20 protein-coding genes and 1 other RNA gene are annotated in these 20296 nt (G+C 75.6%); 10 read left to right on the plus strand and 11 right to left on the minus strand.

Annotation, left to right across the window (positions count from 1 at the left end):
- Positions 1-135: 135 nt before the first annotated feature.
- The 3 genes from AC07BF_RS21650 to AC07BF_RS21660 form a co-directional block, all read right to left on the minus strand.
- Complete coding sequence (locus AC07BF_RS21650; protein ID WP_159398410.1) at positions 136-279, minus strand: VenA family class IV lanthipeptide; 144 nt, start codon at positions 277-279, stop codon at positions 136-138.
- Positions 280-471: 192 nt separating this feature from the next.
- Positions 472-2469, minus strand: a complete 1998-nt coding sequence (locus tag AC07BF_RS21655; RefSeq protein WP_478316158.1) for an alpha/beta hydrolase family protein — start codon at positions 2467-2469, stop codon at positions 472-474.
- A complete protein-coding gene (locus AC07BF_RS21660) occupies positions 2466-5681 on the minus strand; it encodes a class III lanthionine synthetase LanKC N-terminal domain-containing protein (protein WP_478316157.1) in 3216 nt (1071 codons plus the stop codon). Before AC07BF_RS21660 ends, AC07BF_RS21655 begins: the two co-directional genes overlap by 4 nt.
- 625 nt (positions 5682-6306) lie before the next feature.
- Between AC07BF_RS21660 and AC07BF_RS21665 the strand changes: the two genes are divergently transcribed.
- From AC07BF_RS21665 to AC07BF_RS21675, 3 genes are read left to right on the plus strand one after another with little or no spacing between them, the layout of a single operon-like run.
- Entirely contained in the window at positions 6307-7143 is an 837-nt protein-coding gene (locus AC07BF_RS21665; protein ID WP_350885034.1) for a Nif3-like dinuclear metal center hexameric protein, read from the plus strand.
- Positions 7144-7166: 23 nt separating this feature from the next.
- Positions 7167-7910, plus strand: a complete 744-nt coding sequence (locus AC07BF_RS21670) for a zinc ribbon domain-containing protein (protein ID WP_363580833.1) — start codon at positions 7167-7169, stop codon at positions 7908-7910.
- Between the two features lie 4 nt (positions 7911-7914).
- Positions 7915-9051, plus strand: coding sequence for a bifunctional RNase H/acid phosphatase (locus tag AC07BF_RS21675; protein WP_063347373.1), 1137 nt, complete (start codon positions 7915-7917; stop codon positions 9049-9051).
- A gap of 50 nt (positions 9052-9101) precedes the next feature.
- Here AC07BF_RS21675 and yaaA read toward each other — a convergent pair whose 3' ends face one another.
- Together yaaA and AC07BF_RS21685 are read right to left on the minus strand one after the other, a co-directional pair.
- Positions 9102-9887: a peroxide stress protein YaaA gene (gene yaaA, locus AC07BF_RS21680; RefSeq protein WP_478316155.1), complete on the minus strand. Its 786-nt coding sequence runs from the start codon at positions 9885-9887 to the stop codon at positions 9102-9104.
- 85 nt (positions 9888-9972) lie between these two features.
- Positions 9973-10413, minus strand: a complete 441-nt coding sequence (locus tag AC07BF_RS21685) for a DUF3995 domain-containing protein (RefSeq protein ID WP_363580839.1) — start codon at positions 10411-10413, stop codon at positions 9973-9975.
- Positions 10414-10470: 57 nt separating this feature from the next.
- Here AC07BF_RS21685 and AC07BF_RS21690 point away from each other — a divergent pair, with 57 nt between their 5' ends.
- From AC07BF_RS21690 to rnpB, 4 genes are all read left to right on the plus strand, one after another.
- Entirely contained in the window at positions 10471-10728 is a 258-nt protein-coding gene (locus AC07BF_RS21690; RefSeq protein ID WP_363628561.1) for a type II toxin-antitoxin system death-on-curing family toxin, read from the plus strand.
- A 95-nt stretch (positions 10729-10823) separates the two neighbouring features.
- The gene (locus AC07BF_RS21695; protein WP_363628560.1) at positions 10824-12281 is read left to right on the plus strand and encodes an RNB domain-containing ribonuclease; all 1458 of its coding nucleotides are present in this window, start codon (positions 10824-10826) and stop codon (positions 12279-12281) included.
- Positions 12282-12343: 62 nt separating this feature from the next.
- Entirely contained in the window at positions 12344-13870 is a 1527-nt protein-coding gene (locus tag AC07BF_RS21700) for an MFS transporter (protein ID WP_400805558.1), read from the plus strand.
- Positions 13871-13883: 13 nt separating this feature from the next.
- An RNA gene (rnpB, locus tag AC07BF_RS21705) (RNase P RNA component class A) lies at positions 13884-14280 on the plus strand.
- Between the two features lie 137 nt (positions 14281-14417).
- On the opposite strand, the gene AC07BF_RS21710 is transcribed toward rnpB, so the two are convergent.
- Entirely contained in the window at positions 14418-14675 is a 258-nt protein-coding gene (locus AC07BF_RS21710) for a hypothetical protein (protein WP_063347367.1), read from the minus strand.
- 96 nt (positions 14676-14771) lie between these two features.
- The gene (locus AC07BF_RS21715; protein ID WP_363622340.1) at positions 14772-15170 is read right to left on the minus strand and encodes an ACT domain-containing protein; all 399 of its coding nucleotides are present in this window, start codon (positions 15168-15170) and stop codon (positions 14772-14774) included.
- A 187-nt stretch (positions 15171-15357) separates the two neighbouring features.
- Here AC07BF_RS21715 and AC07BF_RS21720 point away from each other — a divergent pair, with 187 nt between their 5' ends.
- On the plus strand, positions 15358-16014 hold the full coding sequence (locus tag AC07BF_RS21720) for a PadR family transcriptional regulator (RefSeq protein WP_363580849.1): 657 nt from the start codon (positions 15358-15360) through the stop codon (positions 16012-16014).
- 36 nt (positions 16015-16050) lie between these two features.
- Here AC07BF_RS21720 and AC07BF_RS21725 read toward each other — a convergent pair whose 3' ends face one another.
- Positions 16051-16248: a hypothetical protein gene (locus AC07BF_RS21725; protein ID WP_478333783.1), complete on the minus strand. Its 198-nt coding sequence runs from the start codon at positions 16246-16248 to the stop codon at positions 16051-16053.
- Between the two features lie 52 nt (positions 16249-16300).
- Positions 16301-16531 (minus strand): hypothetical protein, encoded by a 231-nt coding sequence (locus AC07BF_RS21730; protein WP_063347363.1) that lies wholly within the window; start codon positions 16529-16531, stop codon positions 16301-16303.
- A gap of 413 nt (positions 16532-16944) precedes the next feature.
- On the opposite strand from AC07BF_RS21730, the gene AC07BF_RS21735 reads away from it, so the two are divergent.
- A complete protein-coding gene (locus AC07BF_RS21735; protein WP_363580851.1) occupies positions 16945-17646 on the plus strand; it encodes a bifunctional DNA primase/polymerase in 702 nt (233 codons plus the stop codon).
- A 19-nt stretch (positions 17647-17665) separates the two neighbouring features.
- Here AC07BF_RS21735 and map read toward each other — a convergent pair whose 3' ends face one another.
- Positions 17666-18511 (minus strand): type I methionyl aminopeptidase, encoded by an 846-nt coding sequence (gene map, locus AC07BF_RS21740; RefSeq protein ID WP_063347361.1) that lies wholly within the window; start codon positions 18509-18511, stop codon positions 17666-17668.
- A 104-nt stretch (positions 18512-18615) separates the two neighbouring features.
- Here map and AC07BF_RS21745 point away from each other — a divergent pair, with 104 nt between their 5' ends.
- A complete protein-coding gene (locus tag AC07BF_RS21745; RefSeq protein ID WP_363580853.1) occupies positions 18616-18849 on the plus strand; it encodes a hypothetical protein in 234 nt (77 codons plus the stop codon).
- Positions 18850-18916: 67 nt separating this feature from the next.
- On the opposite strand, the gene AC07BF_RS21750 is transcribed toward AC07BF_RS21745, so the two are convergent.
- Positions 18917-20284: an MFS transporter gene (locus AC07BF_RS21750; RefSeq protein ID WP_363580855.1), complete on the minus strand. Its 1368-nt coding sequence runs from the start codon at positions 20282-20284 to the stop codon at positions 18917-18919.
- Positions 20285-20296: the final 12 nt, after the last annotated feature.

Consider the following 20296-nt stretch of genomic DNA (forward strand, 5'->3'; position numbering starts at 1 on the left):
GTGGGGGGGGGGGGGGGGGGGGGGGGGGGGGGGGGGGGGGGGGGGGGGGGGGGGGGGGGGGGGGGGGGGGGGGGGGGGGTGTTGGCTGGGGTGGGGGGGGGGGGGGGGGCCGGCACCCACGGCTCACCGCCTGGATCAGCTGTTGGTGAAGATCAGGCAGGTGAGGATGAGACAGGTGTACTGGCAGCCGGCGCCGTGGCCGGTCAGCTCGACGGACTCGGTCTCCGGCAGGTCCTGCAGCGCCGCGAGGTCGGTCTCGAAGTCCACCATGTTCTCCATGATCGGGTTCCTCCCCTGGAACTACGCCCGCCGCGATCTGCCTGCGGGCATCGGGTGTCGCCCCCGGGCGGCTCGGTCCGCCGCGCCGGGGTGGTGCCCCGGGCCGCGTCGGGCCCGGGAGTCTGTGTGGTGAGGTGTCGACGTCCTGATGAGGTGTCGAGGAGTCGACGTACCGAGGTGCCGGGGCTCCGGTCAGCCCGGTCGGCCGGTCCGCAGGAACGCGGCCAGCAGCTCGTGCAGCACGGCCGCGCCCTCCTCGGCGAGCACCTCGTGGCCCGATCCGGCCGCCTCGACGTACCGGAAGTCCGCGCCCTCGACCCGGCCGATCCGCAGCAACTCGTGCCGCAGCGAACGGGACTGGCTCACCGGCACGACCTCGTCCCGGTTGCCGTGCACCACCAGCAGCGGGGCGCTCAGCCGGTGCGTCAGCTGGAGGACGTCGCGCGGGCCGCGGGCGTCGGTGATCGGTTCGTCGCCGGCCAGCCGGGTGGTCAACGCCCGTACGGGGGGTGCCGCTTCGGCCAGCAGCCGGGCACCGGACAGGAACGGTGCGACCACCGCGCAGCGGGACACCTGCTCGGACGGCGCGTGCGCGGCCGCCAGCAGCGCCAGGAACGCGCCGTAGCTGACCCCGAACAGGGCCGGCGGTTCCAGCCCGAGTGCCGCGCGCTGGCCGGCGATGCCGTCCAGCAGGTACAGCACGTCGTCCAGGTCGGGCCCGCCCCAGGCGCCCCGGATGGCCATCGCGTGCGCCACCCCGTAGCCGGTGGAGCCGCGCTGGTTCGGTGCGATCACGGCCAGGCCCTCGGCGGCCATCCGCTGAAGGGCCGGGTCGAACTCCAGCCGCCAGGCGTCCGCCGGGCCACCGTGCAGCGCCAGCACCAGGTGCGGGCTGCTCAGCCAGGTGTCCCCGCCGTACACCACGGCCTCCAACGGCCCGGCCGGACCGGCGAGTTCGAGGCTCTGTGCGGGCTGCCAGCGGCCGCCGTCCCCGGGGGCGGTGCTGCCGTCCACCCGCCAACCCGGCGGCTGGGTGCGGGGGGTGCGCGGACCGCCGGGCTGCCAGGGCAGCACGGTGTCCCGCCACGGGCCGGGCAGGCCGGAGCCCAGCGGCGCCAGTTGCAGCGGCAGCGGCATCGGCATCGGGCCGGACCCGGCCTTCGCCGGGCCGTGCGCCAGCAGCGCGTCCACGTCCAGGGCGGCCAGCGCCGCCGGGTGGTCGGGCGAGGAGTACGGAAGCCGCAGCGCCGCCCCGCCCCAGTGGCCGACCGCGCCGAGTCGGCCGGGCGGCACCGGCAGCTGGTCCAGCCGGCCGGCGGCGGCCCGCCACAGGGCGAGCGCGGAGCCGGCGCCGTGGTCGACCTGCACCGCCACCTGCGGGCCGTCCGCCGTCCGCCGCAGCGCGACCGGCCGCAGGAACATGCCCGCGACGTGCAGGCACTCCGGGAACCGCAGCGGTTCGCCGCCGCCCAGCACGCCCCAGCCGAGCCGGTCGGTGCCCGGCGCGTCGCTGCGCACCATCGCGAACCGGCTGTCCGGGTCGAACAGCACCAGCCGGTCGTTGCTGCGCTCGCCGATCTCCAGCAGCGGGGTGGTCGTGCCGCTGCGCAGGTCCAGCACCACGGTGCGGACGAGCCCCGCGTTCACCCGGTCCAGCGCCAGCAGCGCCCCGGCGCTGTCCAGCCAGGCGCCGCCGCCGTGCAACCCCGGGATCTCGGCGACCCGTTCGGGCTCGCTGCCGTCCGTCCGCACCAGCCAGACGGTGGTCGCCGGGCGGGTGTCCGTCCCGAGGGCGAGCGCCACCGGCGTCCGAGGACCGGCGCCGTGGGGCGTCGGGACCGGCAGCAGCCGCAGCCCGGGCATCCGGATCGTGGCCATCTGCTGCTCCACGGCGCCGTTCTCGCCGTACGAGAGGCGGACCAGGTCGTGCCGCTCGCCGTCGTGCCGGCAGACCAGCACCGAGCCGTCCGGCAGCGCGACCAGTTGCGAACGCAGGCTCTCCGACCGGTTGCCGGACAGCGGCAACGCCAGCGGGGTGGCCGGCCCGCCGTCCGAGGGCAGCCGCCAACTCTCCACGTACCAGCCGCCGTCGGCGGCCGAGGCGAGGCAGGCGGCGTGACCGCCGTCGGCGGAGAAGGTGAAGCTCAGTCGGCGCAGCGCCTGCGCGACGGTCCGGGTGGCCACGTTCATGCCCCGCTCACCCCGCTGCCTGTGCCCTGGAGCCGGCGCACGGCGGGCGGAGCCGGATCCACCCAGAGTCGGGGGCCGCCGTGCCGAAGCCGCAGCAGGAAGGCCAGCGCGCCCGCCGCGCCGGTGCCGTAGCCGGCCGCGCAGCCCGTCCCGGTCTCGTCCGGCAGCACCAGCAGGCCGCCCCGCAGCGCCGACCGGGCAGCGATCAGTAGCGCCAACTCCTCGGCGCCGGAACGGAATTCCGGCTCGTCGGCGACCTCGGCAAGGTCGAGCAGGTACTCGCCGTCGCCGGCCAGGCCGTGGCAGGCGCTCACCCCGCCGTGCCAGCGCCCGGCCAGTACGGCCCGCCCGGCGGCCAGCGCCAGCCCGTGCGCGGTGGCGTCGCCGGTGGCCCGCCAGAGGCGCAGCAGGAAGGTGCCCACGCCGGACGAGCCGCTGCACCAGTGCGCCAGCCGGACGCGGTCCGGATCGCCCGCGCTCTGCGGCCACCAGGCGCTCTCGCGCGGCGCGTCCCAGCGGACGGTCGCGGCGAGCGTGTGCCCGGCCTCGACGGCGCCGGCCAGCAGGTCGCGGTCACCGGTCGCCTCGGCGGCGGCCAGCAGGAAGGCGCCCACACCGGCCACGCCGTGCGCGAAGCCGAGATGGGTGATCCCGGCGAGCGCCGAGTCGAAGTCCGCCGGCACCGGCCACACCCGCCCGTACGGCTCGCGCCGGGCGGCGGCGAGCAGGGCGTGGCCGCAGTGGGCGGCGCGGTCGAGGAAGGCCGGGTCACCGGCGGCTTCGGCGGTGAAGCCTTCGGCGGCAAAGCGGAGTTGGGTGAACCCTGAGCCGGCCGCGCCGTGGCAGACGTCGGGGTTGGGCCACTCGACGGGGATCCGCCGGGCGAGCGCGGCGGCCCGAACGGCCAGCCCCTCGTCGCCCAGCGCCCGGGCGGCGTCCAACAGTGCCCAGGCCGTCCCCGACCGCCCGAAGTGCAGCCCGGGCAGCACCACCGGCTCGGCGGCCAGGCGCCGTTCGATCCACCCGGCGGCCGTCCGGGCCGTCCGCGCGGCCTCCGCGCGCACCCCGCCCGGCAGGCCCTCCGCCGCCACCGCCCGCGCCAGCACCGCCAGCACCCCGGCGGCGCCGTGCTGCACATTGCACGGATCCGTCCGCTCCCCGGCGGGCACGACCGGCCACAACCGGTCCCGCCGCAGCGGCGTGGCCGTGACGGCCAGCTGCCGCAGGCCGTCGCACAGCACCCGGTCGAGGAGGCCGGCCGACGCGCGGCAGGCGGCGTCCGGGGCGGCACCGTCGGGTCGGACGGCAGCCCGGGGGCCGCCGGTCGTGGCGGTCGCATCGGTCGCGGAACGGTCGTCGTGGGCGTCGCCGGAGTGCTCGGCGGGCGTGGCCCGGTGGGCCGCGGCGCGCCACGGCGGAGCGGTGGCGGCCCGGATGGCACCGGCCCTGGCGGGCGCGGCACTGCTGTCGGCGGCTCGCTGCGGGGGTGCGGTGGCGGCGGCGCCGGTCGGGCCGGCGGCATGCGGGCCGTCGGGGCGCCCGGTGTGCGTGTTCCGCCGGTTCGGTGCCTGCCACAGGGGAGTGACGGCGGCGGTGGTCTCGTGGCCGTGCACGGCACCAGGGGTTCCGCCGCCGTCGGCCGGGTCCGGGTGCGTGTCGCCGCTGCGCCGGGCGCCCGCGGTGGCTCCGCCCGCGAGTTCCACCCTGACCTGGGCGAGGCTCCAGCGCTGCCCCGGCTGTTCGGCCCGGAGGCCGAGGACGGCGGGGGCGAGGCGGCGGGCGGTGGTACCGGTGCGGGCGGCGAGGGCGAGCCAGCGGCCGAGGCGCTCGGTGACCGGGCGGGCCCGGGGGAGGTCGTCCGGGAGCAGCGGGTCGTGGCCGGTGGCGAGGAGGAAGAGCAGGCCGCCGAGGGCGTACAGGTCGACGGCCGGGTCGGCGACGCAGGTGCCGTCGTGGACGAGGCCGAGCCGGCCGGGCCCCTGTTCGGGGGCGCGGTAGCCGGGGGTGCCTGCGGAGCCGGCGGGGCGGCCGGTTTCGGCGGCGAGTTCGAGGTCGACGAGCCGGAGGCGGCCGTCGGGGCGGACCATCACGTTGCCGGGGGAGAGGTCGCGCAGGACGAGCCCTTGGGCGTGCACCTGCTCGACGAGGTCGAGGAGGGCGTGCGCGACCGGTCCGGCTTCGGCCCAGTCGACGTCGGGGCTGCCGTCGCGCCGCAGCCGGGCGGCGACCCACGCGCCGAGCGGCTGTCCGGCGATTCGTTCCTGCACGAGGAAGACGGAGTCGTCCCGTTCGATCAGTTCGATCGGGTGGGGTGCCAGGCCCTGCCCGTCCAGCCGGGTCAGCAGGGCGGCCTCGTGCCGCAGGGCGTCGCGGGCGTCGGTGCCGGCCCGGTCGATCTCGATGTGCGCGCGGGCCTGCTTGACCACGACCTCGGCGCCGCTCGCGGCCTCCCGGCCGAGGAAGACCCCGCCCTTGGTGCTGTGCCGTACGGCGGCGGTGATCGCGTACCGCTCGGCGAGCAGCACGCCCGCGCCGCGCTTCGCCCCCGGCCGGGCCGCACCGGTCGCCAGCGGGTCCCGGGCCCAGGACGGCGCCCGGTAGGAGGCGCCGCGCACGTCCTCGGCCCGTTCGCCGTCCGGCCCGTGCAGGACGGAGCGGTACTCCCCGTCGTGGCCGAGCTCGGCGCGGGCCGCGAAGGCGCCGTACCGGTAGTGGACCAGGCTGCCGGGCCGGTAGGGGCGGTCGGAGAGCACGACGGGCCCGGGCAGTCCGGCGGTGGCCCGGTCGAGTCCGGCGGCCAGGCGCCGGAACTGGGCGTCGTCGGCCGGGTAGACGGTGATGAACTTGCCCGCCGAACCCCGATCGCTGTTACGGGAGTTGAGTTCGCGCAGCCGCTGCTCCCCGGCGGCGAACTTGAACGGGCACGGGTCGTCGGCGAGGGCCCGTACGACGGCCGCGAGCACCGCTTCGCCGACCGCCGAGGCCGCGCTGACGTGGAGCTTCCAGCCCTGCTCCGGGAGTGGAGCCGACGCGGGCGGCCTGGCCGTGCACCAGAAGCCCCCGGCGGTGACCTCCCAGTCGCCGCCGCCTCCCCGGCCGCCGGCGTCCGCCAGCGCCGCCCGCGTCGTCTCCGGCCACGGTCCGGCCGCATCCGGCCCGTGGCCCGCCGATTCCCCGCCCCCGGCCGTACGCAGCGATGTGCCCGCCGCCATTCGCCACCACATCCCTTCGTCTCGTCCGCCGCCCGCGGGTGCCCACTGCTCCGGCACCCGGGCGTGCGGCCCGGCCTGATCGGCTTCCTCGGAAGGAGCGGGAGTGCCGCCCCTGAACGGGAGTGCCGCCCCGGTGCGGCGCACCGCCCTGGTACGGCGGTGCCGCGCCTGGGGCAGGAGCCCCGGCCGCGCCCGCCCCGGGCCCGGTCTCGCCAGGGCCCGTGTCCGGCGGAGCGCCTTCCCGACCCCCGGTCGGGGCAACTGTCGGGGCAACTCCCGTTCGCAGGACTGAAGTTACTTTCGAGGCGGGAGTGGCTCAACGTAGAGCCGGTCACTTCACTCGTAAGGGTGATCAGGAGGCGGTTTCGAATTCGTGCGAGGGCTCCCGTGTGAGCAGTGGGCGCCGGGCGCACGGGCGCGTGCGACCGGCGCCGGCCCCTCCCGGGCGCCCCCGCCGCAGGTTGACGCGCGTCCGTACGCCATCGGCACCCGTGTCCGAGCCGCGCCGCCACCTCGCCGCCGCCGCACACCCGCCGCCATCCCCGCCGCACTGCCGCCCCGCCGCCGTCCAGGTCGCCGAACGGCCGAGGCCCGACCGCCCCCGCGCGCACGGTAGTCTCGACAGGTGCCGAAACTGTCCGACGTCATCACCGCGCTCGAAGAGGTCTACCCGCCGCAGTGGGCGGAGGCCTGGGACGCCGTCGGCCTGGTCTGCGGAGACCCCCAGGCCGAGGTCGGCCGCGTGCTGTTCGCCGTCGACCCCGTGCAGGCGGTCGTCGACGAGGCCGTCGAGTGGGGCGCCGACCTGGTGGTCACCCACCACCCCCTCTATCTGCGCGGCACCACCAGCGTCGCCGCGACCACCTTCAAGGGCCGGGTGGTGCACACGCTGATCAGCAACGGCATCGCCCTGCACGTCGCGCACACCAACGCCGATCACGCCGACCCCGGCGTCTCGGACGCGCTCGCCGAGGCCGTGGGCCTGCGGGTGACCGGCCCGCTGGTGCCGGACCCGACCGACCCGCTGGGCCGTCGCGGCACCGGCCGGATCGGCCTGCTGGAGCCCCCGCTGCCCCTGTCGGCCTTCGCCGCGCAGGTGGCCGAGGGCCTGCCGGCCACCGCCACGGGCGTCCGGGTCTCCGGCGACCCGGACCGGCTGGTGAGCCGGGTCGCGGTGTGCGGCGGCTCGGGCGACAGCTTCTTCGCCGAGGTGCGGGCGGCCGGGGTGGACGCCTACCTCACCGCCGACCTGCGCCACCACCCCGCGTCCGAGGCCGCCGAGGCGGCGCCGGTCGCCCTGGTCGACGCCGCGCACTGGGCCACCGAGTGGCCCTGGCTCGCCCTGGCCGAGCGGGCCCTGCACGCCGCCGCCGACCAGCGCGGCTGGGCCGTGGAGACCAAGGTCTCCCACCGGGTCACCGACCCGTGGACCGCGCACGCCCCCATGTCCTTCACCGCCTGACCCGATTCACAGGAGCCTTCCCCTTGAACGCCGCGCCCGCCGACCAGATCCGCCTGCTCGACCTCCAGGCCTTCGACTCGAAGCTCGACCAGCTGGCCCACCGGCGCCGGAGCCTGCCCGAGCACGCCGAGATCGAGAAGGCCTCCGCCGACCACACCGCGCTCAAGGACCTGGTGGTCGCCGCCGAGGCCCAGCAGGGCGACACCACGCGCGAGCTGACCAAGGCCGAGCAGGACGTGGAGCAGGTCCGCGCCCGGGCCGCCCGCAACCAGCAGCGCCTGGACTCCGGCGCGATCACCTCGCCGAAGGACCTGGAGAACCTCCAGCACGAGATCGGTTCGCTGGCCAAGCGCCAGGGCGACCTGGAGGAGATCGTGCTGGAGGTCATGGAGCGGCTGGAGAGCGCCCAGACCCGGGTCACCGAGCTGACCGCGCGCCTCCAGCACTCCACCGTCGTCCTCACCGAGGCCGAGACCCGCCGGGACGCCGCCTTCGCCGAGATCGACACCGAGGCCGACAAGGTCAAGCGGGACCGCGAGACCGTCGCCGCCGTCGTCCCCGCCGACCTGCTGAAGGTCTACACCAAGCTGCGCCAGACGCAGGGCGGCGTCGGCGCGGCCCGCCTCTACCAGCGCCGCTGCGAGGGCTGCCGCACCGAGTTCTCCATCACCGAGTTCAACGCCATCAAGGCCGAGCCGGCCGACAAGGTGGTCCGCTGCGAGAACTGCTCGCGGATCCTGGTCCGCACCGCCGATTCGGGCGCCTGACCCGGTGGCGGCTCGCTTCATCGTCGAGGCGGACGGCGGGTCCCGGGGCAACCCGGGGCCGGCCGGCTACGGCGCGGTGGTCCGGGACGGCGACACCGGGCAGATCATCGCCGAGGCCGCCGAGTTCATCGGCCACGCCACCAACAACGTGGCCGAGTACAAGGGCCTGATCGCCGGCCTCAAGGCGGCCCGGGAGCTCGACCCGGACGCCTCGGTGGACGTCCGGATGGACTCCAAGCTGGTCGTCGAGCAGATGTCCGGGCGCTGGAAGATCAAGCACCCCGACATGCAGCCGCTCGCCGCCGAGGCCCGCACGATCCTCCCGCGCGCCCGGGTGACGTACACCTGGATCCCGCGCGAGCGGAACAAGGACGCCGACCGGCTCGCCAACGAGGCGATGGACGCGGGCAAGGCCGGCCGCCAGTGGGAGCCCCGGCCGCGGGCCGCCGCGGTGGTGGACGAGCCGCCGCTGGAGACCGCCGCCCCCAAGGCCGGCTGGGCCGCCCCCGCCGACCTCGGCACCCCGACCACCTTCGTCCTGCTCCGCCACGGCGAGACCGCGCTGACCCCGCAGAAGCGCTTCTCCGGCAGCGGCGGCAGCGACCCGGAACTGTCCGACAAGGGCCGCTGGCAGGCCGCGCGGGCCGCCGAGGAACTGGCCGCCCGCGGCAGCATCCAGGCCGTGGTGGCCTCGCCGATGCGCCGCACCCGGGAGACCGCCGAGATCGTCGCCGCCCGGCTCGGCCTGGAGGTCCGGTACGAGGACGGGCTGCGCGAGGTCGACTTCGGCGACTGGGAGGGCCTGACCTTCGCCGAGGTGCAGGAGCGCCACCCGGAGGACCTGGCGGCCTGGCTCGGCTCGGCGAAGGCCAAGCCCACCGGCAGCACGGAGAGCTTCACCACGCTCACCCACCGGGCCGGCGTCGCCCGGGACAAGATCATCGCCCGGCACCCCGGCAGGACGGTGCTGGTGGTCTCCCACGTCAGCCCGATCAAGACGCTGGTCCGGCTGGCGCTCGGCGCCCCGCCGGACGCGCTGTACCGGATGGAGCTGTCCGCCGCCTCGTTCTGCGCCGTCCAGTACTACGCGGACGGCAACGCCTCGCTGCGGCTGCTCAACGACACCTCGCACCTGCGCTGAACGCCCGGGGCTGAACGCCCGGCTCCGGGGGGCGCCCCCCGGAGCCGGGCTCAGCGCACCTCGGTGACCACCACGTCCAGCTGCCACGGCTTGCGCGCCGTGCCTTCGGCGGCGAGCTCCACCCGGTGCCCCAGGCCCCGCAGCGCGTCCAGCAGCTCGCCCGGCGTCTTCGGTTCGATCCCCGCGACCAGCAGGTCCCGCACCAGGCGCCCCTTGGTCGCCTTGTTGAAGTGGCTGACGACCGTGCGCTTGCCGTTGCGCTCCTGGAGCACCCGGACGGTCGCCGTCCGGGAGGCCACCTCGCCGGCCGGCTTCCACGCCGTCGCGTACGCCGAACTGCGCAGGTCCAGCACCAGCCCGTCCGCCACCTCCGGCAGCACGGACGCCATCGCGCCCCGCCAGTACGCGCCGAGCGCCCCCGGGCCGGGCAGTTTCACGCCCATCGAGCAGCGGTAGGGCGGAATCCGGTCGGAGATCCGCACGGCTCCCCACAGACCGGAGAAGACCAGCAGCGACCGCTCGGCCCGGCCGTACGCGGCCGCGTCCAGCGTGGCCAGACCCAGGTTGTCGAACAGCACCCCGGTGTACACCTCGCCCGCCGGACGGGCACCCGCCGCCGGCAGCCCGGCATTGCGGGCGATCTCGCCGCGCAGCCCGGGGCTGAGCCCCAGCACCTCCGCGGCGGTGTCCTCGTCACCCCGGCAGAGGCCGACCAGCGCGTCCAGCACCTCGCCGCGCGCGGCCGTCAGCCCGGGCAGCGACAGCCGGTCGAGCGCCACCGGCACCCCGTCCCCGGACGCGGCCTTGCCCTCCGAAGGCGGCAACAGCACCAGCACAGCGGACTCCTCAACACTCTGTGGCGGATGAACCCCGCCACCCTACGCAAAACCGGCCCGCCCCGGGCGGCCCGTCCGGCCGCGGCTACTCGGCGCCACCGGCCCCCGCGACCACGGCCGCCCCGGCCGCGAGCGCCAGGCAGAGCGGCGAGTAGTACCGGGTGTCCAGCCGCTTGAACCGCTCCGACCGCTCGACGACCCTCCCGAACAGCACCAGGCCGCCGGCGCCGCGCGCCAGCATCACCCCGGCCACCGCCCGCACCCCGGCCCGCCGCAGCCGCCGCGGCCCCACCGCCGGCAGCACCCCGGCCTCCGCCCCCACCAGGTACGCGGCCGTCCCGAGCAGCCCCGCCACCGCGACGCAGGCCGCCGGGGACGGCGCTCCGTCGCCCGCGCCGACCACGGTGTCCGCGAACTCCTCCGGCGTCCGCAGCGGCCACGGCGTCACCGCCCACACCGCGTGCAGCGCCCCCGTCGCCGCCAACACCCCGGACACCGCCGCCCCGGTCGCCTTCACCACACCCATCGCCCGAACCCCCTTCGTGAACGACCACTCGACCCCACCCTACGAGCGCTCACACCCGTGCCCCACCCCGCCCGGGCCCGGTGGACCAAGGCCGCCGCCCTCGGCCAGAGCCTGTCCCGCAACCACCCGCTGATCGACCGGAACAAGCGCACCGCCTTCGAGGCGATGCTGCTGTTCCTGGACTACAACGGCGAGCCGTACACCGACCCGCACCCGGACGACGCGGTGGCCTTCATGCTCCGGCTGGCCACCGGCGGCTACGACGACGCCGTCGTGCTCGCGGGCAAGGACCTGAAGTCGCTGCTGGGGCGCTGAGCCCAACAGCACCGGCAGTCCAGTGCCACCGGCCGCCCGGCGCGTCCGGCGGGGTGATCCGTCCGGAATCACCCGATTCGCCCTACGCTGCCTGCATGCCTCGCCGAAAACTGCGCGTCAAGGCCGCCGACTCCGCCCGGATCAACACCGAACTGACCGAACTCCGCGCCCGCCTGGAGATCCACACCGAGTGGCCGGAGCCGGTGCTGGCCGAGGCGGAGGAAGCGGCCGAGCGCCCCCGGCTGCCCGAGCACGACGCCACCGACCTGCCGCTGTTCACCGTCGACCCGCCCGGCTCGCGCGACCTCGACCAGGCCATGCACCTGCTCCACCGCCCCGGCGGCGGCTACCGGGTGTACTACGCCATCGCGGACGTCGCCGCCTTCGTCCGCCCGGGCGGCGCCATCGACGCCGAGGCCCGCCGCCGGGTCGAGACCCTGTATTTCCCGGACCACCGCGTCCCGCTGCACCCCACCCGGATCTCCGAGGACGCCGCCAGCCTGCTGCCCGGCGAGCCCCGGCCCGCCCTGCTCTGGCAGCTGGACCTGGACGCCGACGGCGCCGTGGTGCTCGCCGACCTGCGCCGCGCCCTGGTCCGCTCGCACCGCCGCCTCGACTACGAGGCCGTCCAGCGCGCGGTGGACCTCGGCGGCGCCGACGAGCAGCTCGCCCTGCTCGCCACCGTCGGCCGGCTGCGCGAGGAGCAGGAGCGCGCGCGGGGCGGGACCAGCCTCCCGGTGCCCGAGCAGGAGGTCGAGGAGACCCTGCACGGCTACGTCCTCGGCTACCGCGCGCCCGGCCCCGCCGACGGCTGGAACGCGCAGATCTCGCTGCTCACCGGCCTGGCCGCAGCCGACCTGATGCTCGACGCGGGCGTCGGCCTGCTGCGCACCCTGCCCGCCGCGCCCGCCGCCGCGTACGAGCGGCTGCGCCGGATCGCCTCCGCGCTGGACGTGGACTGGCCGCGGACGCTCCCGTACCCGGAGCTGATCCGCTCCCTGGACCCGGACGCGCCGATGGACGCCGCCTTCCTCAACGCGTGCACCGGCCTGCTGCGCGGCGCCGGCTACCACGCCTTCGACGAGTCCCGGGGCCTGCCCGCCCCGGCCGACCCGGGCCACGCCGCGCTCGCCGCGCCGTACGCGCACTGCACCGCGCCGCTGCGCCGGCTCGGGGACCGCTTCGCGCAGGAGGTGTGCGCGGCGGTGGCGGCGGGGGAGGAGGTGCCGGACTGGGCGCGCGAGGCGCTGCCCGCCGTGCCGGGCCTGATGGCGAGCGGGGACCGCCGCGCGGCCGAGGTCGAGCGGGCCTGCGTGGACCTGGTGGAGGCGGAGCTGCTGGCCGGCCGGGAGGGCGAGGACTTCACCGCCGTGGTGATCGACGTGGACGAGCGGCGGCCCGCGGCCGGCACCGTGCAGCTGCGCCGGCCCGCCGTCCGGGCCCGCTGCGACGGCGCCGATCCCGGGGTGGTGCTGCCGCTCGGCGGGCTGATCCGGGTCCGGCTGACGCAGGCCGACCCGGTCACCCGCACCGTCCGCTTCGCCGCCGTCTGACCCCCGGGCTTCCACGCGCCCCCGGCGCTCCCCCCGGCGCCGCCACCCGGACGGTCCGTCACATGGCCCCCGGGCACCGTCCAGGTGGGAGGATCGGTCCCGTGCCCGAAGCCCAGCCCTCCGGCGCCCCGGGGCGCCGCCGCCGACTGCTCGTCCTGGCGATCTGCTGCCTGAGCCTGTTCATCGTCGGCCTGGACAACACCGTGGTGAACATCGCCCTGCCGGCGATCCAGCGGGACCTGGACGCCCCGGCGTCCGGGCTGCAGTGGATCATCGACGCCTACACCCTGGTCCTGGCCTCGCTGCTGATGCTGTTCGGCTCGGTGGCCGACCGCTTCGGCCGCCGCCGGGTGTTCCAGACCGGGCTGCTGTGCTTCGCGCTCGGCTCGCTGCTGTGCAGTCTGGCGCCGAGCCTGGAGTGGCTGGTGGCGTTCCGGGCGTTGCAGGCGGTCGGCGGTTCGATGCTGAACCCGGTGGCGATGTCGATCATCACCAACACCTTCACCGACCCGAAGGAGCGGGCCCGGGCGATCGGCGTCTGGGGCGGCGTGGTCGGCATCTCGATGGCGCTCGGCCCGCTGCTGGGCGGCTTCCTGGTGGAGGGCGCGGGCTGGCCGTCGATCTTCCTGATCAACGTTCCGGTCGCCGTGGTCGCGATGCTCCTGACCGCCCGTTACGTCCCGGAGTCGCGCTCGCCCCGGCCGCGCCGGCTGGACCCGGTCGGGCAGCTGCTGATGATCGTCCTGCTGGGGTGCGGCACCGCGGCCATCATCGAGGGCCCGGGCAGCGGCTGGACGTCCCCGCTGATCCTCGGCCTGGTGGCCGTCGCCGTGGCCGCGCTGGTCGCCTTCCCGCTGTGGGAGCGGAGGGTGGCCGAACCGCTGGTGGACCCGCGGTTCTTCGCCAGCGCGCCGTTCACCGGCGCCACCGTCACCGCGGTCTGCGCCTTCTCGGCCCTGGGCGGCTTCCTCTTCCTCAACACGCTCTACCTGCAGAACGTCCGGCACTACGACCCGTTCGAGGCGGGCCTGTGGACGCTGCCGATGGCCGCGATGATGCTGGTCTGCGCGCCGCTGTCCGGCCGGATCGTCGGCAGCCGGGGCCCGCGCGGGCCGCTGGTCGCGGCCGGGCTGGGCCTGGTCGCGAGCGGGCTGCTGCTGACCAGGCTGGCCGCCGACTCCCCGGCGGCGCTGCTGCTGGCGGCGTACGCGCTGTTCGGCTTCGGCTTCGGCATGGTCAACGCGCCGATCACCAACGCGGCCGTCTCCGGCATGCCGCGCGCCCAGGCGGGGGTGGCCGCGGCGGTCGCCTCGACGAGCCGCCAGATCGGCCAGTCGCTGGGGGTGGCGGTGATCGGCACGGTCGTCACCTCGGCCGTGGTCGGCCCGGTGGCGACGGGCTTCGCCCCGGCCAGCCACGCCGGCTGGTGGATCCTGGTGGGCCTGGGCGGCGCGATCCTCCTCCTCGGCCTGGCCACCACCACCCCGTGGGCGACCGCGACCGCCGTCCGGGTGGCCGCCCGCCTCGGCGGCGAGCCGCCCGCGGTCCGCTCCGGTGTGCGGGAGGCCCCACCCGAGCGGCTACGATGACCACTACGGCGGAAGAGTCGGCCGGGCGGTCGCGACGGGTCCCTGACCCGCCGAGGAACGTCCGGGCTCCACAGAGCAGGGTGGTGGGTAACGCCCACCCGGGGTGACCCGCGGGACAGTGCCACAGAAAACAGACCGCCCACCGCTTCGGCGGCGGGTAAGGGTGAAACGGTGGTGTAAGAGACCACCAGCGACCGGGGTGACTCGGCCGGCTCGGTAAACCCCACCTGGAGCAAGGTCAAGATCGGTGCCCTCGGGCGCCGTGCGCGGATGACCGAGGGCTGCTCGCCCGAGTCCGCGGGTAGACCGCACGAGGCTGTCGGCAACGGCAGTCCTAGATGGATGGCCGCCTCCCCGGGCCGCGCGAGCACCCCGGGAGACAGAACCCGGCGTACAGGCCGACTCTTCCGCCGCCCCAGCTCGACTGAGGCCCCCTGATCTGCGAAAACGCAGGTCAGGGGGCCTTTTTCGTGAGGCCGCCCCAGTCGTGCGAGCACCTGGGGAGACGGAACCGGGGGTACCGGCCGACTGTTCCGCTCGCCCGCCGTTACGCGGGGCGGGCGCCGACGGCGTCGCGGATCTGGTCGCCGAGACCGCCGTTGACGCGGGCGCAGTTGGCGCAGCAGAAGAAGCGGCCGGCCACTTCGACGCCGTGGCCGACGATGCGGACCTGGCACTGCTCGCAGCGCGGCGCGAGCTTCTCCATCGCGCACTCGAAGCTGTCGAAGGTGTAGGTGTCGCCGGTGATGGTCTTGATCTCGAAGGCGAGCCAGTAGTCGTTGCCGCAGGTGACGCAGGTGGCCATGGCGGCCGTCTCCTTCCGGTGGGGGCCGGCCGGGGTGGCCGGGCAGCCGTTCCCAGTGTCGGAGGGCCCTGCGGGGGCGGCCACTCGACGGCGTCGTCAGGCGGGCCGGGCGGCCAGTTCCTCCAGGGCCCGGACGGCGCGGTCGGCGTCGTCGGCGGTGACGAACAGGTGGTCGTGGTGGAAGCCGGCCACCACGTTGCAGCTGATCCCCTCGTCGGCGAGGCGCCCGGCGACGGCCGCGGTGAGGCCGACGGCCTCCAGGGCGGAGTGGATCTGCAGGGTGATCCAGGCCGCCACGTACTCGTAGCGCAGCCCGAGCGCGTCGGCCTCCTCCTGGGTGACGACGACCGTGACCCCTTCGGGTTCGGCGACGGTCACCACCGGCCGCATGCCCGCGGGCACCTTGGCGGGCAGCGTGCAGTAGACGTACCGCCCCGGGTTGAGCAGCGGGCGCATCCCGTGCAGCAGCTTCGCGAGGTCTCGTTCACCGGCCATGCCCGTCACCGTAGCGGGCGGACGGGGCCTGGGCGGCGGGGTGGGGTGCCGATGCGCCGTTCGTGTCGGAATCCGTTGACGAGCGACAGTCGCCGATATATCGTCGAGCTATCGAGACAGTAACTCGACTGGCTCGGTGAACGAGGAGGTGAGCGCCATGCGCTCAGGAAACCGAGGAAATCCGGGAATGCGGTTCAGCGGCGAGGGTCCGCGCGGTGGCTGGCGCCGCGGGCCGGGGCCGGACTTCGAAGGGCGGGAGTTCGAGGGCCGGGAGGCCTTCGGCGGCTTCGGCCCGCCGCCGTTCGGCGGCGGTGGGCCCGGGCGGCCGATGGGCGGCCCGTTCGGGCACGGCTTCGGCGGGCACGGCGGGCGCCGGGGCGGCCCGCACGGGCGCCGCGGCGGCCGGGCGCGGCGCGGGGACGTCAGGGCCTCGCTGCTGGCGCTGCTCAAGGAGCGGCCGATGCACGGCTACGAGATGATCGCCGAGATCTCCGAGCGGACGGGTGGGGCCTGGCGGCCGAGCCCGGGCTCGATCTACCCCAACCTCCAACTGCTGGAGGAGGAGGGCCTGATCACCGCGGAGGAGGTCGGCGGCAAGCGGCTGGTATCGCTCACCGAGGCGGGCCGGGCCGAGGCCGAGGCGGGGCCCGCCGAGCCGTGGGCGGAGGCCGGCCGGGAGGTCGACTGGGAGGCCGTCCAGGAGGTCGGCCAGGCGCTGGCCGCGGTCGACCAGGCGATCCGCCAGGTGATGGCGACGGGCACCGAGGCGCAGCGGGCCAAGGGCCTGGTGGTGCTCACCGAGGCGCGCAAGAAGCTGTACCTGATCCTCGCCGACGAGGACTGACCGCCGTGGGGGGCTGGGCACAGGCGGTGCGGCTGTTCAGGGGTGGACCGTGAACAGGGCCACGCAGGCGAGCAGCAGCACCGCCCAGCCGAACCAGAGCCAGCCGTTCGGGCCGATCACCACGGTGTAGACGCACACCGCCACCAGCAGCGCCCCGGTGACGCCGGCGACCTGCCGGTTGTGGTGCGCGACCGCCTGGGGGCGCCTGCGGGGGTGCCGTGCCGTTCTCGCCATGCCGTCCTCCCGGGGAGGCTGGGGGTGGCGGCCGGTGCGGGCGGCGCGGCCGTCAGCCGGACGCGCGGGCGGTGGCCGCCTCGTCGAACTCGTAGCGCCAGTGCCAGCTGATGCCCCGCACCTGCTTGGACCGGACGTACACCAGTGTGCGCGCGGGGGAGTCGCCGTGCGCGGGGACCGGCACCTTGTAGGTCTTCGGCACGCCGAACATCGGCCCCAGCGGGATGGGGAGGATGCGGCCGTCCAGGGGGCCGCCGACGAATTCGGTGTCCGCGCTCTTCACCCCACCAGGGTCTCACCTCCGCACGGGTGACCGGCGCACCCGCCCGAGCCCTCCGGCCGGGTGCGGGGAGTGTGACCGGAGAGGCACCGCCCCCGGTCATCCGGAGCCCCCGCGCACCCTTATCCTTCCTGTTACGCCCCCGGGGTTCACCCGGGTCAGCGGGCCCCGTACGGGCCGGGCGGGGCGCGGATCCGCGCGCCCTCCGGCCGACCTGGCGCGGACAGCGTGCTGCCGCGACTGCGTACCGTGACCCGGGCGTCGGCCCTCCGGTGACCCCGGTTCCCGGTCGGCAGGGCGTGGACAGCAGGGCCGAGCACCGTCCCGGGAAGCAGCGGGGGGCGCTGTGCGTTGCGTCGGAGTGGTACGTCGAACGCTGTGCCGCACCAGGTACGGCAGTGCGCGGAAGGGGCCCGATGGAAGCCGGCGGCAGGTGGACGACCTGGTGGCAGAAGCGTGAGCGTCAGCGGGCCAGGTCGGGTGAGGTGGACGGCCCCGCCGCCCGGCTCGATCAGCTGCTCGGCGCGGTGCGCGCCGGATTCCCGCTCGCGCCGGCCGCGCATCCGGCCGGCTACCGCTGCTCCTGCGACCGGGTGGCCTGTCCGGCGCCCGCCCAGCACCCGGTCTCCTTCGCCTGGCAGACCCAGGCCACGACCGACCCCGAGCAGCTCGCCCGCTGGCTCGCCCGCGATCCGCAGACCAACTTCATCACCGCCACCGGCCGCGCCCACGACGTCCTGGACGTCCCGGTCGAGGCCGGCCGGCTGGCTCTGGAGCGGCTGACCGAGCGGGGCGTCGAGGGCCCGGTCGCCGCCGTCGGCGAGGACCGCTACCTGTTCTTCACCGCCACCCGGGGCACCCCGCAGGACGAGGACGAGTGGTGGCCGAGCGTCCTCGACTCCACCCCGGACACCATGTCCGAGCACCCCGGCCTGCGCTGGCACTGCCGCGGCTCGTACACCCTGCTGCCGCCGGCCGCGCTGCCGGACGGCTCGCAGGTGCGGTGGCTGCGCGGGCCCGAGCAGCCGCTGCCGGACCCGCTGCGCGTCCTGGACGTGCTCACCGACGCCTGCACCGAGGTGGGCGCCGTCGCCGAGGAGCAGTGGCTCATCGGCTGAACCGGCGCCCGGCCGGGGGTCACGGCAGGGTGAGGACCTCCGCGCCGTCCGCCGTGACCACCAGGGTGTGCTCGAACTGGGCGGTGCGCTTGCGGTCCTTGGTGACGACCGTCCAGCCGTCCGGCCAGATCTCGTAGTCGTAGGTGCCCAGGGTGAGCATCGGCTCGATGGTGAAGGTCATCCCCGGCTTGATCACCTCGGTGGCCCGCTCGCTGTCGTAGTGCGGGATGATCAGGCCGGAGTGGAACGACGTGTTGATGCCGTGCCCGGTGAAGTCCCGCACCACGCCGTAGTCGAAGCGCTTGGCGTAGGACTCGATGACCCGCCCGATCACGTTGATCTGACGGCCGGGCTTGACGGCCTTGATCGCCCGGTTGAGGGATTCGCGGGTCCGCTCGACCAGCAGCCGGGACTCCTCGTCGACGTCGCCGACCAGGTAGGTGGCGTTGAGGTCGCCGTGCACTCCGTGGATGTACGCGGTGGCGTCGATGTTGACGATGTCGCCGTCCTGGAGCACGGTCGAGTCCGGGATGCCGTGGCAGATCACCTCGTTGATCGAGGTGCAGACCGACTTGGGGAAGCCGCGGTAGCCGAGGTCGGACGGGTACGCGTCGTGGTCGCACATGTAGGTGTGGGCGACGGCGTCCAGCGCGTCGGTGGTGACGCCGGGGGCGATCAGCTTGGCGGCCTCCGCCATCGCCTGGGCGGCGATCCGGCTCGCGATCCGCATCTTCTCGATCGTCTCGGCGGTCTGCACCTCGGGCCCGGTGTACGGCGTCGGGGCGGGCCGCCCGACGTACTCGGGGCGCGCGATGTGCGCCGGGACCTTGCGGGTGGGGGACTGGATGCCGGGTACGAGAGCCATGGCCGCGAGTCTATCGGCCGCCCCCGGCGCGCCCGGGCGGTGTGCGCGGCGGCCCCGGCCGGGGAATGATCGGTACGACCCCATCGCTTCGACGGGAGGGCACCATGCCCCTGGGATTCCACCGCAAGCCGACCGGCAAGCCCGGCGAGTGGTTCTACTGCATCAAGCACGGCAAGGTCGAGGAGGGGCCGGAGTGCCCCGCCAAGGACCGCCTCGGCCCGTACGACAGCCCGGAGGAGGCCTCGCACGCCCTGCAACTCGCCGACGAGCGCAACCGGGAGTGGCGGCAGGGGGACGAGCGCTGGAACGACACGCCGAAGGACGGCGGCGGCGAGTAGCGGCCGGGGCGGCGTCCGGCGGACGGCTTCTGCCGTCAAGCCGTCGCCGCCGTCCGTCCGTCCGCCGTCAGTCCGTCGCCGCGGCGGCCTCCCGCTCCCGCTGCTGCTCCCGCTCGCGCTCCGCGCGCTCGTGCCCGGCGCGGACGGCGGCGGTGTGCGGGTCGGTGCGGTCGTCGTAGGCGAGCAGCTTGGGCAGCGCGGCGGCCACCGCGAGGACGGCGACGACGCAGATCAGGCCGCCGCTCCAGACGGCGGCGCGGACGCCGACCAGCCCGGCCATGGTGCCGGCCCGGACCTGGCCGAGCTGGGGCCCGACGGAGTAGCTGAGCAGTTCGACGCCGGCCATCCGGCCGCGCACCTCGTCCGGGATGGACTGGTTCCACATGGTCGAGCGGGCCAGCCCGCTGATCTCGTCGGCGCCGCCGGCCAGCGCCAGGCCGAGCAGCACCAGCCAGATGCTCCCGGACAGGCCGGCCAGGGCCATGGCCGCGCCCCAGCCGACGGCGGCGACCACCAGCAGCCGGCCGTGCCGGTGGATCCGGGACGTCCAGCCGCTGGTCGCCCCGACCAGCAGGGCGCCGGCCGCGGAGGCCGCGTACATCGGGCCGAGCGCCCAGTCCGCGCCCAACTCGGAGGCCAGGAAGGGGAAGACGGCCACCGGGAAGGCGAACAGCATCGCGCAGAGGTCGATCGTGTAGGTGCCGAGCAGGTCCTTGCGGCTCCACGCGTACCGGACGCCGGTGAGCACCGCCCGCACCGACGGCCGCTCGGCGCCGGTGGCCGGCGGCACCGCCCGGATCCGGACGAGCAGCAGCAGCGATGCGGCGAAGGTGAGCACGTCCAGCGCGTACGCCGTCCCCACCCCGGAGAACGCCACCACGACGCCGGCCAGCGCCGGCCCGGCCACCGAAGCGGCGTTGCGGTACAGGGAGTTGAGGGCGAACGCGGCGGTCAGGTGCTGGTGCGGGACGATCCGCGGGGTGAGCGAGTCCAGGGCCGGGCGCTGCAACCCGTCGCAGGCCGCGACCAGCGCGGCGACCAGGTAGATCGGCCAGAGCAGCGGGGACGGCAGCAGCGCGTTGAGCAGCAGCAGGCCGGCGAGCAGACCCAGCCCGGCCTCGGCCCGCAGCACCAGCTTCCGGCGGTCCAGGGCGTCGGCGAGGGCGCCGCCCCACAGGCCGAAGACGATCAGCGGGACGAGCTCGAAGGCGCCGATCAGGCCGACCGCGAAGGAGGAGCCGGTCAGCTCCTTGATCTGCATCGGCACGGCGACGTAGGTCAGGTAGCTGCCGAAGCTGGTGACGCAGCCGGAGAGCCAGAGGAAGCGGAAGTCGCGGGAGGCGCGCCAGGGCGAGAGGTCGGGCGCGAGCGAGCGCAGCAGCGTGCGCAACCGTCCGGAGGTGCCAGGGGGATGCGGGGGTTCGTCGTCGTTCACGAACCAGCATCC

It is taken from the genome of Kitasatospora sp. NPDC043950 (assembly GCF_056435345.1).

Coding starts and splice junctions, on each gene's coding strand:
- AC07BF_RS21725 (WP_478333783.1), bottom strand. CDS start 16,248: ATGGCGAGAACGGCACGGCACCCCCGCAGGCGCCCCCAGGCGGTCGCG.
- AC07BF_RS21695 (WP_363628560.1), top strand. CDS start 10,824: ATGCCTCGCCGAAAACTGCGCGTCAAGGCCGCCGACTCCGCCCGGATC.
- AC07BF_RS21720 (WP_363580849.1), top strand. CDS start 15,358: ATGCGGTTCAGCGGCGAGGGTCCGCGCGGTGGCTGGCGCCGCGGGCCG.
- AC07BF_RS21715 (WP_363622340.1), bottom strand. CDS start 15,170: ATGGCCGGTGAACGAGACCTCGCGAAGCTGCTGCACGGGATGCGCCCG.
- AC07BF_RS21745 (WP_363580853.1), top strand. CDS start 18,616: ATGCCCCTGGGATTCCACCGCAAGCCGACCGGCAAGCCCGGCGAGTGG.
- AC07BF_RS21660 (WP_478316157.1), bottom strand. CDS start 5,681: ATGGCGGCGGGCACATCGCTGCGTACGGCCGGGGGCGGGGAATCGGCG.
- AC07BF_RS21710 (WP_063347367.1), bottom strand. CDS start 14,675: ATGGCCACCTGCGTCACCTGCGGCAACGACTACTGGCTCGCCTTCGAG.
- AC07BF_RS21685 (WP_363580839.1), bottom strand. CDS start 10,413: ATGGGTGTGGTGAAGGCGACCGGGGCGGCGGTGTCCGGGGTGTTGGCG.
- AC07BF_RS21735 (WP_363580851.1), top strand. CDS start 16,945: ATGGAAGCCGGCGGCAGGTGGACGACCTGGTGGCAGAAGCGTGAGCGT.
- map (WP_063347361.1), bottom strand. CDS start 18,511: ATGGCTCTCGTACCCGGCATCCAGTCCCCCACCCGCAAGGTCCCGGCG.
- AC07BF_RS21655 (WP_478316158.1), bottom strand. CDS start 2,469: ATGAACGTGGCCACCCGGACCGTCGCGCAGGCGCTGCGCCGACTGAGC.
- AC07BF_RS21650 (WP_159398410.1), bottom strand. CDS start 279: ATGGAGAACATGGTGGACTTCGAGACCGACCTCGCGGCGCTGCAGGAC.
- AC07BF_RS21700 (WP_400805558.1), top strand. CDS start 12,344: ATGGCCCCCGGGCACCGTCCAGGTGGGAGGATCGGTCCCGTGCCCGAA.